The 13,950-nt window shown below is 72.4% G+C and carries 12 protein-coding genes; 3 read left to right on the forward strand and 9 right to left on the reverse strand.

Annotated features, from left to right (window positions below; genetic code table 11):
* Both Pph01_RS05750 and Pph01_RS05755 read right to left on the reverse strand, forming a co-directional pair.
* A complete protein-coding gene (locus Pph01_RS05750) occupies positions 1–597 on the reverse strand; it encodes a hypothetical protein (protein WP_204071908.1) in 597 nt (198 codons plus the stop codon).
* A gap of 36 nt (positions 598–633) precedes the next feature.
* Complete coding sequence (locus tag Pph01_RS05755) at positions 634–1,410, reverse strand: Crp/Fnr family transcriptional regulator (protein WP_204071909.1); 777 nt, start codon at positions 1,408–1,410, stop codon at positions 634–636.
* Positions 1,411–1,557: 147 nt separating this feature from the next.
* Between Pph01_RS05755 and Pph01_RS05760 the strand changes: the two genes are divergently transcribed.
* The gene (locus Pph01_RS05760; protein WP_204071910.1) at positions 1,558–3,906 is read left to right on the forward strand and encodes a M48 family metalloprotease; all 2,349 of its coding nucleotides are present in this window, start codon (positions 1,558–1,560) and stop codon (positions 3,904–3,906) included.
* A gap of 114 nt (positions 3,907–4,020) precedes the next feature.
* The gene (cobF, locus tag Pph01_RS05765; protein ID WP_204071911.1) at positions 4,021–4,878 is read left to right on the forward strand and encodes a precorrin-6A synthase (deacetylating); all 858 of its coding nucleotides are present in this window, start codon (positions 4,021–4,023) and stop codon (positions 4,876–4,878) included.
* 55 nt (positions 4,879–4,933) lie between these two features.
* Here the strand turns inward: cobF and Pph01_RS05770 are convergent, their stop codons facing one another.
* The 7 genes from Pph01_RS05770 to Pph01_RS05800 all read right to left on the reverse strand — a co-directional run bounded on the left by Pph01_RS05770 (position 4,934) and on the right by Pph01_RS05800 (position 12,100).
* A complete protein-coding gene (locus tag Pph01_RS05770; RefSeq protein ID WP_204071912.1) occupies positions 4,934–5,923 on the reverse strand; it encodes a helix-turn-helix domain-containing protein in 990 nt (329 codons plus the stop codon).
* Positions 5,924–6,120: 197 nt separating this feature from the next.
* Complete coding sequence (locus Pph01_RS05775; RefSeq protein ID WP_204071913.1) at positions 6,121–7,365, reverse strand: ABC transporter permease; 1,245 nt, start codon at positions 7,363–7,365, stop codon at positions 6,121–6,123.
* Entirely contained in the window at positions 7,359–8,090 is a 732-nt protein-coding gene (locus tag Pph01_RS05780) for an ABC transporter ATP-binding protein (protein ID WP_239116463.1), read from the reverse strand. The genes Pph01_RS05775 and Pph01_RS05780 overlap by 7 nt, the downstream gene beginning before the upstream one ends.
* Complete coding sequence (locus Pph01_RS05785; protein ID WP_204071914.1) at positions 8,087–9,220, reverse strand: peptidoglycan-binding protein; 1,134 nt, start codon at positions 9,218–9,220, stop codon at positions 8,087–8,089. The genes Pph01_RS05780 and Pph01_RS05785 overlap by 4 nt, the downstream gene beginning before the upstream one ends.
* Positions 9,217–9,750, reverse strand: coding sequence for a hypothetical protein (locus Pph01_RS05790; protein WP_204071915.1), 534 nt, complete (start codon positions 9,748–9,750; stop codon positions 9,217–9,219). The genes Pph01_RS05785 and Pph01_RS05790 overlap by 4 nt, the downstream gene beginning before the upstream one ends.
* A gap of 41 nt (positions 9,751–9,791) precedes the next feature.
* The gene (locus Pph01_RS05795; protein WP_204071916.1) at positions 9,792–11,411 is read right to left on the reverse strand and encodes a sensor histidine kinase; all 1,620 of its coding nucleotides are present in this window, start codon (positions 11,409–11,411) and stop codon (positions 9,792–9,794) included.
* A complete protein-coding gene (locus Pph01_RS05800) occupies positions 11,408–12,100 on the reverse strand; it encodes a response regulator transcription factor (protein WP_204071917.1) in 693 nt (230 codons plus the stop codon). Before Pph01_RS05800 ends, Pph01_RS05795 begins: the two co-directional genes overlap by 4 nt.
* Positions 12,101–12,254: 154 nt before the next feature.
* On the opposite strand from Pph01_RS05800, the gene Pph01_RS05805 reads away from it, so the two are divergent.
* Positions 12,255–13,949 (forward strand): ABC transporter ATP-binding protein, encoded by a 1,695-nt coding sequence (locus Pph01_RS05805; RefSeq protein ID WP_204071918.1) that lies wholly within the window; start codon positions 12,255–12,257, stop codon positions 13,947–13,949.
* Position 13,950 lies beyond the last annotated feature (1 nt).

Consider the following 13,950-nt stretch of genomic DNA (forward strand, 5'->3'; position numbering starts at 1 on the left):
TCACCCGCCGAGGGCGTACACGTAGGCCGGCATCGACCTCGCGGCCGTGAGAGTGACGGTGACCGGGCGGAACTGCCTCCGGTGCAGGTCGGCTGACTCGGGGTAGGCGAGCTCGTCGAGGAGCTGCCCCGAGATGATCATCGCGAGGTCGCTGCGGGGGCTGGCGCCGAGTTCGGCCCGCAGGTGCTCACTCGCGCACAGGTCGCCGACCACGGTCACCGCCTGGCCCTCGAACCCCTCGTCGGTGAGCCGCACCAGACCCTGATGGAACGCGACCCGGCAGCGCAGCCGCGTTCCGGCCTGCCGCCGGTTGCGGCGCCACAGGCCGTTGTGCAGCTCACGGGTGAGATCGACGACGACACGCGGCTCGTTGACCCCCGAATTGAGCACGAGCAGGACGCCGGCGGGCTGCACCTGGAAGGCGACCTGGTCGAGTCCCGCGGCCATGCTCGCGCGCTCGGCGAGATCGACGAGCGGTCCGGACGGGTGGGCGTCGCCGGTCCGTGACGTCGCGGCGTCTTCCCCCTCGGGTTCCCCCTCGGACGAGTCGGCCTCCACTGCCACGCACAGCCGCCGAACCGGGTCCAGGTCGTCCATGTGTCCTCCGATGCGGGGCGAGCGCGCGTGATCGGGTCAGTTCCCCTCACTCTGCGGGTCCGGCGGCTGCCAGACCCCGTATTCAGGCGGGATTTCGCTGATTCCGGCATCCGCGTACAGCGCGGCGCTGTCCAGGATGAGGATCCGCCCGTACCGCGTCGCGATCACCCGGCGTTCGCGCATGGAACGAAGGATCTTGTGCACGCTGTGCTCCCGCGCGCCGATCATGGCGGCGAGCTCGGGCTGCGTCAGCGAGCCGATCAGAACGCCCTCGGCGGTCGTCTCGCCGTACCGCTGGGCGAGATAGATCAGCACCCGCGCCACGCGGACCGGCATCGGCGACGTGCCGAACTCGATGCGGTGCCAGGTGGCGTGCCGCAACTTGCCCACGACGTTGGCGTTGACGGCGAGGGCCGCGTCCGGATGATCCGCGAGGAAGCCGAGGAAGTCCCGCCTGCTGATCTTGCGGACGAAGCAGGGGCCGACCGTGACCACGGACGCCACCCGCGGGCTTCCGTCGAGACTGGCGAGCTCGCCGACGAGGTCGCCGTCGGAGCGGATGGCGAGCAGGACCACCTTGCCGTCCGCGCTGTTGCTGACGACCTTCATGTAGCCCTGGACGATGAGGAAGACGTCCTTGGCCCGCGGGTCGCCTTCCATGATCAGAGTCTCGCCGCTGACGACCTGTGAGAACGTCCCGAGCGACAACAACGCCTCGCGTACGCGGGGCTCCAGCGAGCCGAGCAGCGTGGCGGGCGGCCACGGTCCCAGCCTCCGCGGGCCGTTGGGGCGCCTCGGCGTCGGTGTGGCCATCTCCTGCCTCCGCCTTCCGGCCGCCGGGGGGGCGACGATCCCGTTTATAGCGCAATAAGTGGCCCATGTGGCAGAAATACTGGACCGTTCCCGCGGATCGATGCCACGATCTCTCCGGGCGATCCCCGCTGCCCTGTTGGAGGACCCGTGGACGCCGTCGCAGCCTGGTCCCGGCATCTCGCCGAGCAGCTCGTCCCCGACGAGGTCGCGTCCGCCGAGCGCGTCGGGGCGGCGTACGTGGCGGGGGGACGCCGCCGCCGCGACCTCATGCGGTCCACCGCGCCGGAGCCCGGTGGCTTCGGCGGCGTGAGCCCGGGAGAGTTGCCGATCATCCTCGACGCCCTCCGCGCCGTGGCGGGCGACCTGCTCGGCCTGCTTGGGAGCCACCCGCTGGCCGACCTGCTCGCCCTCGTCGTGATGCGCGCGGCCGCACACCCGGCGCGGGGCCCCTCCCAGGCGGCTCCGCACGGGTACGGCACGGCGCCGTCCTCCGGGGACGTCTCCCCGTCGCTCGGCCAGACGATCGACGCGCTGCGGAACCGGCTGGCCGCGCAGGGCCTCGCCGACGGCCGGGCGGACGAGCTCACCTACGACACCCTCAAACTCGTCTTCCAGCACGACCGCGGCCCCGCTGAGATCGAGGCGTTCCTGCGGGCCCTCGCGGGCAGCCCGCCCCCGGGTTCCCCCACCGGAGGCACGCTGCCGGCCCCGCCGGGACAGGGCTCCGGATGGATGTTGCCGCCCTGGCTCTGGCTGTACTTCCTCGGCGTTCTCGCCCCGTCGGTCCCCCAGGCGGTGGAGGGTCTCCAGGACGACGTCGACGGCATGGCCACACTCGTCGGCTATCTGGCGGCCAACGTCCAGCGGGCGGGAGTCGCGATCCTGACCACGGCGGGCATCCTGGAGTTCCTCCCCGCGCTCCTCCTGCTCGCCGGGATCCTGGGAGTGCTCCTCCCAGGTCCGCGCGGACGCTGGGCGGAACGCCGCCACCGGCTCCTGCCGAGCGACGACCCGGTCATCGGCGAGATGACGGCGTACGTGCGGCGCCACGCGCCCGCCGCCGGACTCCGGCTCGGCGAGCGCGACGATCGCCTGGCCCGCGTCTACCCGATGGGATGGAGGCGGGCGCGCGTCGCCGTCTACCCGCCGCTGGTGCGCCTGTGGAGCCGGGACAGGGAGGCGGCGCAGGCCGTGCTGCTGCACGAGGTCGCCCATCTGCGCCAGGGAGACCATCTGATCGTCGGGCTCGCGAGCCCGTTCGCGTGGTTCGTCCGGACCTGGGGTGCCGGCCTCGCGGTGCTCGCCCTGGTGCCGGCGGCGATCTATCTCGTGGCGGGCGGTACGGGGGCGTCCCCGATCCTCAACTCCGTGCTGTACGTCACGGTCGCCGTGCCGATCAGCCTGATCCTGCCCGTCGCCGGCCTGTGGGTCGCCGAGCTCAGCGCCGACCGGTACGCGATGAGCGTGGCCGGGCCCGCCGCGCTCGCCCGCGCGCTCGGCCCCTCCCGCCCGCGCGAATCGGCGATCCGCGGGGCGATCGGCCTGCTCAGCCATCCGCCGCTGCGGCTGCGGCTGTGGGCCGCGCGTTCGTGGCCGGAAGGCACCGCGGCGCTGGCGGCGCTGTGGCCGCTCGCCTATGTCGTACGGCTCATCGCCATCACGATCTTCGAGCTGTTCGCCCGGATGCTGAACGGATCCTCCTTCGCCGAGGCCGCGCAGGTGGTGGCCACCGGCCTTCCCGCCGAGTTGTCGTCCGTGCGGACGCTCCTGGCGGAGATGGCCGTACTGCTCCTCAACTGGCCGCTGATCGCACCACTGTGGCTGCGCGTCTGGGCACCGCTGCGAGCCTCGCGGCAGCGCTTCGCGCCCTACCTGCTGTCGGCGCTGGTTCCCGGCCTGCTCGTCGCCGGAGGGTTCGCCCCCGGCTCGGCGGGCGAGGCGGCCGTCGCGCTGGACGGCCCGCCCCGCTCCGCGGCGTCGCCGACTCCGGCCGACACCCGGCCACCCTCGGCACCTGCCACCGAGCCCCCGGCCACCGCGCCCGCGGCCGAGCGGACCGGTCTGGTCGACGACCGTCCGTGGACCGGGCAGGCCCTGCCCGTCGACCTCCGGATCACCGCCTTCGTCCGGCTCGACCAGCCCACCGGAGATCCGGGCTGGAAGGCGCGGGCGGCGGGCAGGCTCGGCGCGGGCGTCTGGCAGGCGCACGCGGACGGCCGGTTCACCTTCACCGACCTGACGGGACGGACCGACCTGCGCCCCGGCGAGGGCGGCTGGCTGCGCATCGGCGACGAGGTCACCTTCTGGCTGCCGATCGAGCAGGTCACCGAGAGCGGATCGGCGACGACGGAGATCAACGGCACGATCGAGCTCCGCGGGAGCCCGGTGGTCATGAACGCGTTGTGGGCCCGCAAGCCGGACGGCTCCGCGGCCGATCTGCTCGCCTCCCCCGCGCTGGACTTCACCGCGAGACTGGACGTGCGGACGACCCCGTGACATCCGGCGGCTGAACGCGTGAACCGGTCCGACGACACGGACCCGGCCCGGCTGAACCCGCCGTGACACGGACCCGGCCCGGCCCCCTCCTGTGGGGCGGCGCAGACTCTGCCTATGAAGAGAGTCCTCATCATCGGCATCGGCGCGGGCGATCCCGACCACCTCACGCTGCAGGCGGTCAAGGCCATCGCGGCGGCCGACGTGTTCTTCGTCCTCGGCAAGGGATCCGGCGAAACATCCGGCGAGGTGCCCGGCGAGGGATCGGCGCACGACCTGGTCCGGCTGCGAAGGAACGTCATCGGCGCGCACGCGCGAGAGCCGTACCGCGTCGTCGAGGCCCGCGACCCCGAACGCGACCGCACCGGCGACGCCTACAGCGAGGCCGTGGAGGACTGGAGGGCGCGGCGTGCGGACGTCTACGAGCGGCTCATCCTCGACGAACTCGGTCAGGGCCAGACCGGGGCAATCCTCGTCTGGGGAGACCCCTCCCTGTACGACAGCACGCTCGCCGTCGTCGACGAGGTGCTCGCCAGGGGCTCGGCACGGTTCGACCACACGGTCATCCCCGGCGTCAGCAGCGTGTCCGCCCTGGCGGCGCGGCACCGCGTCAGCCTGACCCGCGTCGCCCGTCCCCTGCAAGTCACCACCGGACGCCGCCTCGCCCGGGCGATCGGCGCCGGAACCGGCCCGGCGGGCGGATCGGACGAATTCGGCGACGTCGTCGTGATGCTGGACGCGCACTGCGCCTTCACGGACCTCCCCGACGGGGACGACGTCGACATCTACTGGGGCGCCTACCTCGGCACGCCCGACGAGATCCTCATATCGGGCCGCGTCCGTGACGTGGCAGAGCGAATCCGCGAGACCCGGGCGCAGGCACGGGCGCGCAAGGGCTGGATCATGGACACCTACCTGCTGAGGCGGGCCCCGGAGGCAGGCGAGCGCCCGCCGAGCGGCACCGGCGTCTCATGATCAGCAGGGGCGACGACGCGGGCCGGCCCGTCATCCGGCCTGCGACGAAGGTCTGTCACCAGGCGTTCTGCCACATCGCGCGCCGGGCGCTGATCTCCCTCGCCTCGGATTCGACCAGATCACGCCCGCCGGACCTCCGCGCCGTCGCGGACGCCTTCGCGGGCGTCATGGCGGGTGCGGGCGTCAGCGTCGGCGCCGGCACGAGCGAGTCGTTCACAAGAGCGTTGATGGAGCTGAGGCCGCCCAGCATCGCCAGCGCCTTCTCCGTCTCGCTTCCCGGCTCCGCCTGGAAGATCATGAGCTGCTGGCCGGGCGCGCTGTTGACGGTGAAGGACTCGTAGACGAGGTTCAGCTCCCCGACGTCGCGGTGGCGGAACTGCTTGGCGTCGTGCGTCTTGAAATGCACGTCGTGCCGCGCCCACAGACGCCGGAACTCGTCGCTCTCCTCCGACAACTCCTCCACGAGCCCCGGCAGGAACGGATCGTCCGGGTCCGTGCCCGCCACCGCGCGCAGATGCGCCGCCTTGTAATACGCGATCTTCTCCCAGTCCGCGTAAAACTCGCGTGACTCGGGATTCAGGAAGACCATCCGGATCAGGTTGTCGTTGTGCTTCAGGCCGTCATAGAGCGCCTCGGCTATCGGGTTCATGGCCAGGACGTCCATCCAACGGCCGAGCACCATCGCCGGTGTGTGATTCCAGCCCCGGAGCAACCGCAGCAACATCGGGCTCACGGGTTCCATCCGGCTGACCGGGGTGTCACGGCGGGCCCGGGGGTGCGCGAGCGCGTAAAGGTGCTGCGCGGCCTCGGAGTCGAGGTCGAGGGCCCGGGCGAGCGCCGCGAGGACCTGGTCCGACGGATTGCGCTCGCGGCCCTGTTCCAGACGGCTGTAGTAGTCGGTGCTGACACCGGCCAGAAACGCCATCTCTTCCCGGCGTAAACCGGGGGTCCTGCGGCGGCCGGAATGCTTCAACCCGATCTCATCGGGCGTCACCAGCTTGCGCCGCGCCTGTAGGAACTCACCAAGAAGTTTTCCACTGTCCACCACACCACGTTAAATCCGGAAGGCGAATTAAGGGTGGGTGTATCTCACCCATTATAAAATTTGGAGCAAAGTAGATTTTTATTTATAGAAAAGCAAAGCGAAGGGAATTCGGCGTAATTCACGGGGAGATCGCCGGGCCCGGGACCGGGCACGCCGGCCGGGAGAGGGCCGGCGTACCAGGCGTCGAGCCCCGGCTCTCAGGGGGCCGCGAGCGCCTCCGTCGGCGACATCCGGGCCGCGCGGACCGCGGGATAGAACCCGGCGACGCCTCCGATCGCCAGCGTGGCCACCACGCCGCCGGCCATCGCCCAGACGGGCACGATGGTCGGCCAGCCCTGGGAGGTGGCGTAGGCCGCGGTCACACCGATGCCGAGCAGCACTCCCCCGGCCCCGCCGATCAGCGACAGCAGTAGTGATTCGACGAGGAACTGGGACCGGATCTGTCCCCGGGTGGCGCCCAGGGAACGGCGCAGGCCGATCTCGGCGCGGCGCTCCAGCACGGAGATGACCATGGTGTTGGCCACGCCGACCCCGCCGACGATCAGAGCGACCCCGCCCAGGCCGAGCAGCAGCGCGTTGAGCGTCGCGTCGGTCGCCTGCTTGGCGGCCAGCGCGTCGGAGGGCCGGGACACCTCGACCTCGTTGGGATTCTCCGGGTTGGCGGTGGCCGCCAGCACGTCCCGGACCGCGACCACGTGCTCTTCCTGGGCCCGGGTGTAGACCGTCGTGGGGTAGCCGTCGAAACCGAGCCGCTCCTCGGCGACCGGCCAGCCGACGAGGGCGGCGGCGTCCAGCTCGGGAGCGAGCGGCACGGGCGCCAGAACGCCGACGACGGTGAACCACTGGCCGCCCAGCCAGACCCTCTGGTCGGGACCCGCCTCGACCACCCCGAGCCGGTCGGCCGTCCTGCTGCCGAGGACCACGGCCGGATGGCCCTGGGTGGCCCCGTTGAGCCAGGTGCCGCTGACGACCGTCGCGCCGACGTCGGCGAGCAGGTCGAGCCGGGCCGCCTGGACCGAGATGCCGCCGGTCTGCCCCTCCTGGATGTGGTCGTTGCGGTAGACCTTGGCGCTCGTCGTGCCGGTCGCGGTCACCGAGGTGACCGGGGCGATCTGGCCGATCATCGCCTCCGCCTCGGCCGGCAGGTGGGAGTCCTCCCCGAAGAAGGTCTGACCGGGCGAGACCGTGAGCAGGTTGGTGCCGAGAGCGGCGAGTTGCCGGTTCAGCTTCTCCTGGCTGGAGGCCGAGATGCCGACCACGCCGATCATCGCGGCGATACCGATCGCGATGCCGAGCGCCGACAGGAAGACCCGCAACGGCCGGGCCCGCAGTCCGGCGCCGCCGACCCTGATCACGTCGCGTGGGCGAAGCCGCGCCGGAGTGGGCCGGCCCGGCGGCCCCCCGGGATTCGGCCGCGTGGTGCCCGGTGTCGTGGTCAGCATGCCGGCACCCGCCTCGCCTGCGAGTCCTCTACCACGCGGCCGTCGAGCATCTCGACGCGCCGGGGCAGCCCGGTGGCGATGTCCCGGTCATGCGTGATGATCACCACGGTGGTGCCGCCTCGATGAAGCTCCTGGAGCAGTTCCATCACGCCCGCCCCCGACGAGGAGTCGAGGTTGCCGGTGGGCTCGTCGGCGAGGAGCAGCAGGGGGTCGCCGACGACGGCGCGGGCGATCGCCACCCGTTGCCGCTCTCCGCCGGAGAGCTCGTGCGGCCGGTGGTCGAGCCGGTGCCCGAGGCCGACCCTGTGCAGCGCCGCCGCGGCACGCCCGCGCCGCTCGCGGAGCGCGACCCCCGAGTAGAGCAGGCCGTCGGCGACGTTGTCGAGGGAGGGGATTCCCGCCGCGAGATGGAAGTGCTGGAAGACGAAGCCGATCACCCCGGCGCGCAGGGCGGACAGCTCCCGGTCGGACAGGTCCGCGATGTCGTGGCCGGCGATCCTGACCGTGCCCTCCGTGGGCCGGTCGAGGGTGCCGATCATGTTCAGCATCGTGGACTTCCCGGATCCGGACGGCCCGATGATGCCGACGAGCTCTCCGTACCGGATGCTCATCCCGGCCCCCCGCAGCGCGGCGACCCCGCCGGCGTAGACCTTGCTCACGCCCGCCAGCTCCACGATGTACGGCCCGCCGGCCGTCCCGTCCGCGGTGGTCTCGGATCCGCTCACGACGGCACCACCACGGTCGCGCCCTCGTCCACCCCGGTCACCTCGACCTTTCCGTCGGCGAACATCCCGGTCTCGACCGCCACGTAGCGGGTGGCGGGGCCCTCGACGACCTGCACGCCGTACCCGCCCTCGGCCAGGGCGACCAGGGCGCCGACCGGGACGACGAGCACGTCCTCGCGCTCCTTGGAGACGATGGTGACGTCCACGGGCGCGGTGTCGTAGGTCCTGAGCGCGCCGTCATCGCGCACCGAGACGACCACGTCGACCGTGGTGGTCGTCTCGTCCTGGCTCGTCGTCTCCGTCGCCACCTTGCCGATGCTCGTCACGGTGCCCTGCACGGTGGCTCCGTCCGGCAACTCGACGGTCGCCTTGATCCCCTTGCGGACCAGATGCCGGTCGGCCACGTCGAGCGGCACGGTGACCTCGCGCGTGGTGCCGGTGTAGGTGAGGACCGGCCCGGCCGCCTGGCCGCCGAGCGCGGCCTTGAGCTCGGCGATCCGGAGCGGGCCGTCGTGGACGACGACGTCGCCGGGCGCGACCTGTCCCGTGACCTCCAGGCCCAGGTCGTCCTGCCACTCCTCGACCGCCTCGCGGGTGGCCCAGGTGAACTCGTCGTCAACGGTGAAGCCGTCGTATCCGAGCTTGGCCAGGTTCTGCTCGAGCATCCTGACGTCCCGGCCCTCGACCCCGTTCTGGAGGACCCGGTAGAGGGGCGTGACGCCGTAGAGAAGCGGGACCCGGTCGGCGTCGGCGCTGTAGACCGCGCGCCCCCTGGTGATCGTCGCGCCGGGAGCCGGAAGCCAGGTGATCGTGCCCTGCCCGCGGCCGTCGACCGTGGCCGTGTCGCCGTACCCGAGCGTGCCGTCGACCTCCTTGGTCTCGGTCAGCGTCGTCCGCTCGACCGTGGCGGTGGCGGGAGGCGTCCGCTCGGCGACGGCCGTGCCGCCCTCGCCTCCCACGCCGATCGCGGTGGCGGCCACGGCCGCCGCGAGCAGGGCGGCTCCGCCGGTCGCCGCCGCGGTCCTGACCGCTCTGCGCCGTCGCGGGCGGACCTGGCGGCCCTGAGGTCCGGTCTCGTCGTGCGGCGTGTCCGCCGCGTGCCGGGCGGCGTCCTCCTGTGTTTCGGTCACTTCTGGCCTCCGATCGGACCCAGCTTGTCCCGGCACGCCTCCGAGGCCTCCTGGAACTTCGGGTCGTCGGGACTGAACCCGGGACCTCTTCCGGTGATCTTCACGCCGCCGCCGCTGAAGTCCGGATCGGGCATGTCCACGCCGTGGTCCCGCATGCACTTGGTGAACGCGAGAGCCTGTTCCTGCTGTTCGGGAGAGATCTCGCGGCCCTTCTCACCCATCGGGTTAAGGCTCCGGCACGCCTCCATCGCCTTTTCGACCTTCGCCTCGCCGCCCTTGCCCGCGTTCACGCGTATACGCATGCCGCCCTTGCCGTCGGTCTCCGGATCGGGCATGTCCACGCCGTGGTCCCGCATGCACTGGGCGAACTTCCTGCCCTGCTCAGCGGGATCGACCGAGGCCGTCGGGGTGGCGCTCGCCTGCGCCGCCGGTTCGGTGCCCTTGACCGAGGCGACGCCCGGCGAGGCGCCGTTCTGTCCGCATCCGACGGCGAACGCGAGGAGCGCCGCCGCCACAAGTGTTCTTCGCATGCGCCCGATGTTGCGCGGCGCCCATCGGAGCCGGCCCGGAGCTACCTCGGAGGACCCTCAAAATCCGGATCTTCCTGCTCCCCCGGCGAGGCGTGGAGCGGCAGCAGGACACGGAACACCGCTCCCTGCCCCGCCGGCGCGCCCGTCGTCGCGCCCGACTCCGCGACCGTTCCCCCGCCTGCCGCCACTCCCGTCTCAGCGCCCGTCTTCGCGCCCGAGGGCGCCGCCAGTTCGACGCGGCCGCCGTGCGCCCGGACGATCGCGGCCACGATGGCGAGCCCGAGCCCGGCCCCGCCTTCCGCGCGGGAACGGCTCTGGCTGACGCGGTAGAGGCGCTCGAAGATGTGCGGCACATGGGCCGGCGGGATTCCCGGACCGGTGTCCGACACCTCGATGACCCCCATCAGCCCGGGACGCGCCGCGCCCACGGCGGCGGCCGGCGCCGGTGCGGCCTCGGCGACGCCCACCCGAACCGTGATCTTCGCGTCCGGCGGGGTGTGGGCGAGGGCGTTGGCCACGAGGTTGGCCGGCACCTGCCTGAGGCGCGCCTCGTCTCCGACGACCACGACCGGGGACAGCGAGGGGCCCAGCCCGGCCAGCCGTACCTGCCGGTCGGGCACCCGGGCACGGGCGTCGCGGATCGTGTCGGCGGCGATCTCCAGCAGGTCGACGGGATGGTTGTCCATGGGACGCTCCTCGTCCAGGCGGGCCAGGGTGAGCAGGTCGTCGACCAGGATGCCCATCCGGCCGGCCTCGTCCTCGATCCTGCGCATGGCCTCGTCGAGCGGCGGACCCGGCGGGGCGCCGCCCCTGCGGTACAGCTCGGCGAAGCCCCGCACGGAGGTCAGCGGCGTGCGCAGCTCGTGGGAGGCGTCGGCGAGGAACCGGCGCATGCGGGTCTCCGACTGCGCCCGCGCGGCGATCTCCCTCTCGACGCGGTCCAGCATCACGTTCATCGCGATGCCGAGGCGGCCCGGCTCCGTGTGCGGGTCGTCCGCCGGGACCCGCCGGCCGAAGTCGCCCGCGGCGATCTGCCCCGCCGTCTCCTCCATCCTGGTCAGCGGGCGCAGGCCGAGCCGTACCAGCGCGGCCGCCGCCAGGCCGAGCAGGAGCAGCACCACCGCCATGACCACGGCGTCGATGGCCAGCAGCCACTTCTGGATGGCCTCGATCTCGGCCATCGACGAGGCCGTCACCATGGTCCCCCCGCCGGGGACGTCCACCGCCATCACGCGCCAGGACGGCCCGTCGGTGCCGGGCACCGTGTACGGCTCACCCTTACGGATCTCCTCGAAGGAGCCGAGATCCGGCCCGCTGACCGGCTGGGAGGGGAACCCGCCGGTCAGCTTTCCGTCCGGGGAGAAGAAGTAGACCGCCCGGTCGCCGACGATCCGCGCGACGATCTTCTTCTCCACCGGGATGCCGGCCTCCCCCGGGCCCACCGGAGCGGTGAGCCCGGCGGGCGGGCGATCGGCCAGGGCGATCAGGCCCGAGGAGGCGACGTTCGTGGTGGCGCTCAGCTGGTCGTCCAGCCGGTCCATGAGATAACCGCGCAGCAGGGCCAGCCCCGCCGTGTTCGCCAGCACGAGCGCGATGCCGGTCAGCGCCACGGCGGCCACCACGAGCCGGGTGCGCACCGTCCAGCGGGCCGGGCCCCTCACGAGTCGGCCCTCCGCGGCAGCTTGAGCGTGTAGCCGACCCCGCGCACGGTCTGGATCAACGGCGGATCCCATTTGTCGATCTTCTTGCGCAGGTAGTAGACGTACGACTCGACGATGCTGGAGTCGCCGTCGAAGTCGTAGCGCCAGACCCGGTCGAGGATCTGCGTCTTGCTCACCACCCGGCCCGCGTTCGCGAGCAGGTAGGCCAGCAGGTTGAACTCGGTGGGCGACAGGTCGACGAGGGTCCCGGCACGCCGCACCTCGTGGGCGTCCGGATCGAGCTCCAGGTCGGCGTAGGACAGGACGTTGCCTGGGGCGGGCTCCGCGACGCGGCTCCTGCGCAGGATCGCCCGGATGCGCAGGACGACCTCCTCCAGGCTGAACGGCTTGGCGACGTAGTCGTCCGCGCCGATGCTCAGTCCCTGGACCCGGTCCTCCACCGCGTCCCGCGCGGTCAGGAACAACACGGGAACCTCGCCCAGCCGCCGCGCCACCTCGAACCCGTCGAAGTCGGGCAGCATCACGTCGAGGACCACGATGTCGGGCTCGAACTCCCTGACCGCGGTCAGCGCCTGCGAACCGCTCTCGGCCGTTCTCACCTCGAAGGACACCAGTCGGAGCGTCTGCGACAGCAGGGTGCGGATGTTCGGCTCGTCGTCCACGACGAGAACCTTGGCGGCCCTATCCATGTCTCAGGGTCTACCTGACAATCCTCAATTTCCGCTCAAAGTCCCTGCCACGCGCGGGATCCACGCCTTGGGAACCGCAGCTGCGCCCGGCTGGTCAGGTAACCCTTACTTAGAATAGCCTTACCTAAATTTTGCCGGACCTGGAGGAGAGCGGGTGGGTGGTTCAGGTCCCTCGGGACGTGACGTCCTGAGGCAGGCGATCAAGGGGCAGCGGCGCGACGTCGCCCTGGGCTCGCTGCTGGGAGCCGGGCACCAGGCCGGCGAGGCGCTCGTCCCCGTCCTCATCGGCGTGGTGATCGACCAGGCGGTCGCCGGCGGCGACGCGACCTCGCTTCTGGTCTGGCTGGCCGTGCTCGCCGTCGTCTACGTAGGACTGTCGTTCAGCTTCCGGTTCGGCGCCCGCGCCGGGGAACGCGCCGCGGAACAGGCGGCGCACATCCTCCGCGTGCGCCTCGTGACCCGCGTCGTCGACCCGCGCGGCGGCGCGGAGGACGGACGGCTCCCCGGCGCCCTGACGAGCATCGCGACCGAGGACGCCAAGCGGGTCGGCACGGTCGCCATGGCCGTGATGTTCGGATTCTCCGCGCTCATGGGCCTCCTCGTGGGAGCCGTGGTCCTGCTGCGGATCTCGATCCCGCTGGGCCTGGTCGTGCTCGTCGGCACCCCCGTCCTCCTGCTGGCCGGGCACCTGCTGAGCAAGCCCCTCGAACGCCGCAGCGAGGCCGAGCAGGAGCGCACGGCGCACGCGTCGGGCGTCGCCGCCGACCTGGTGACCGGCCTGCGCGTGCTCAAGGGGATCGGCGCGGAGTCCGCCGCTGTCGCCCGCTACCGGCGCACCAGCCGCGACTCTCTGGTCGCGACGTTGCGGGCCGCCCGCGCCGAGGCCGTGCAGAACGGCTTGGTCCTCACCCTGACCGGCGTGTTCATCGCCGTCGTCGCGCTGGTGGGCGGCCGGCTCGCCGTCGAAGGCGACATCAGCCTGGGCCAGCTCGTGTCGGCGGTGGGGCTCGCGCTCTTCCTGCTCGGCCCGCTGGAGGTGTTCTCCTGGGTCAACACCGACTTCGCGCAGGCCAGGGCGTCCGCCACGCGCATCGCCGGGGTTCTCGCCGCACCGCCCGGCGTCGAGCCCGGAGGCGCACGGCTGCCCGAGCGGCTGCGCGGTGCCCTGCGGCTGCGCGGCGTCGGCCACGGCTCGCTGCGAGGCATCGACCTCGACGTCGCGCCCGGCGAGGTCCTCGGCGTGGCGGCGACCGACCCGGCGGACGCCACCGCCCTGCTTCGCTGCCTGAGCAGGCAGGCCGACCCCGACACGGGGGTGATCGAGCTCGACGGCGTGCCGCTGCGCGACCTCGACCCGGCTGATGTCCGTACGGCGATGCTGGTGGCCGAGCACGACGCCGACCTCTTCGAGGGCACCCTGCGCGGAAACGTCGCCGCCGCCGCGTCCGATCCCGAGGCCGTCCTGGCGGCAATGGCCGCCGCCGGAGCCGACGAGGTCGCGCTGGCCGTGCCGCGAGGCGGCGACACGGCGGTCAGCGAGCGGGGACGCTCCCTGTCCGGCGGCCAGCGCCAGCGCGTCGCCCTCGCCCGGGCCCTGGCCGCCGACCGCCCGGTGCTCGTCGTGCACGATCCGACCACCGCGGTCGACGCGGTCACCGAGGCCCGCATCGCGGCCGGGGTCCGCGACCTCCGGCGCGGGAGGACCACGATCCTCGTCACCACCAGCCCCGCTCTGCTCGCGGTCGCCGACCGGGTGGCACTGCTCGACGGCGGGCGGATCGCCGACACCGGGCCGCACGCCGACCTCGTCGAACGGCATGCCGCCTACCGGACGGCGGTGCTCTCATGAC

The sequence above is a fragment of the Planotetraspora phitsanulokensis genome (assembly GCF_016863295.1).
In the GTDB taxonomy this organism is placed as follows: domain Bacteria; phylum Actinomycetota; class Actinomycetes; order Streptosporangiales; family Streptosporangiaceae; genus Planotetraspora; species Planotetraspora phitsanulokensis.

Excerpts from the sequence above, each read along its gene's own strand:
- Pph01_RS05775 (WP_204071913.1), bottom strand. The coding sequence starts at position 7,365 with ATGCTGACCACGACACCGGGCACCACGCGGCCGAATCCCGGGGGGCCG.
- Pph01_RS05755 (WP_204071909.1), bottom strand. The coding sequence starts at position 1,410 with ATGGCCACACCGACGCCGAGGCGCCCCAACGGCCCGCGGAGGCTGGGA.
- Pph01_RS05790 (WP_204071915.1), bottom strand. The coding sequence starts at position 9,750 with ATGCGAAGAACACTTGTGGCGGCGGCGCTCCTCGCGTTCGCCGTCGGA.
- Pph01_RS05800 (WP_204071917.1), bottom strand. The coding sequence starts at position 12,100 with ATGGATAGGGCCGCCAAGGTTCTCGTCGTGGACGACGAGCCGAACATC.
- cobF (WP_204071911.1), top strand. The coding sequence starts at position 4,021 with ATGAAGAGAGTCCTCATCATCGGCATCGGCGCGGGCGATCCCGACCAC.
- Pph01_RS05750 (WP_204071908.1), bottom strand. The coding sequence starts at position 597 with ATGGACGACCTGGACCCGGTTCGGCGGCTGTGCGTGGCAGTGGAGGCC.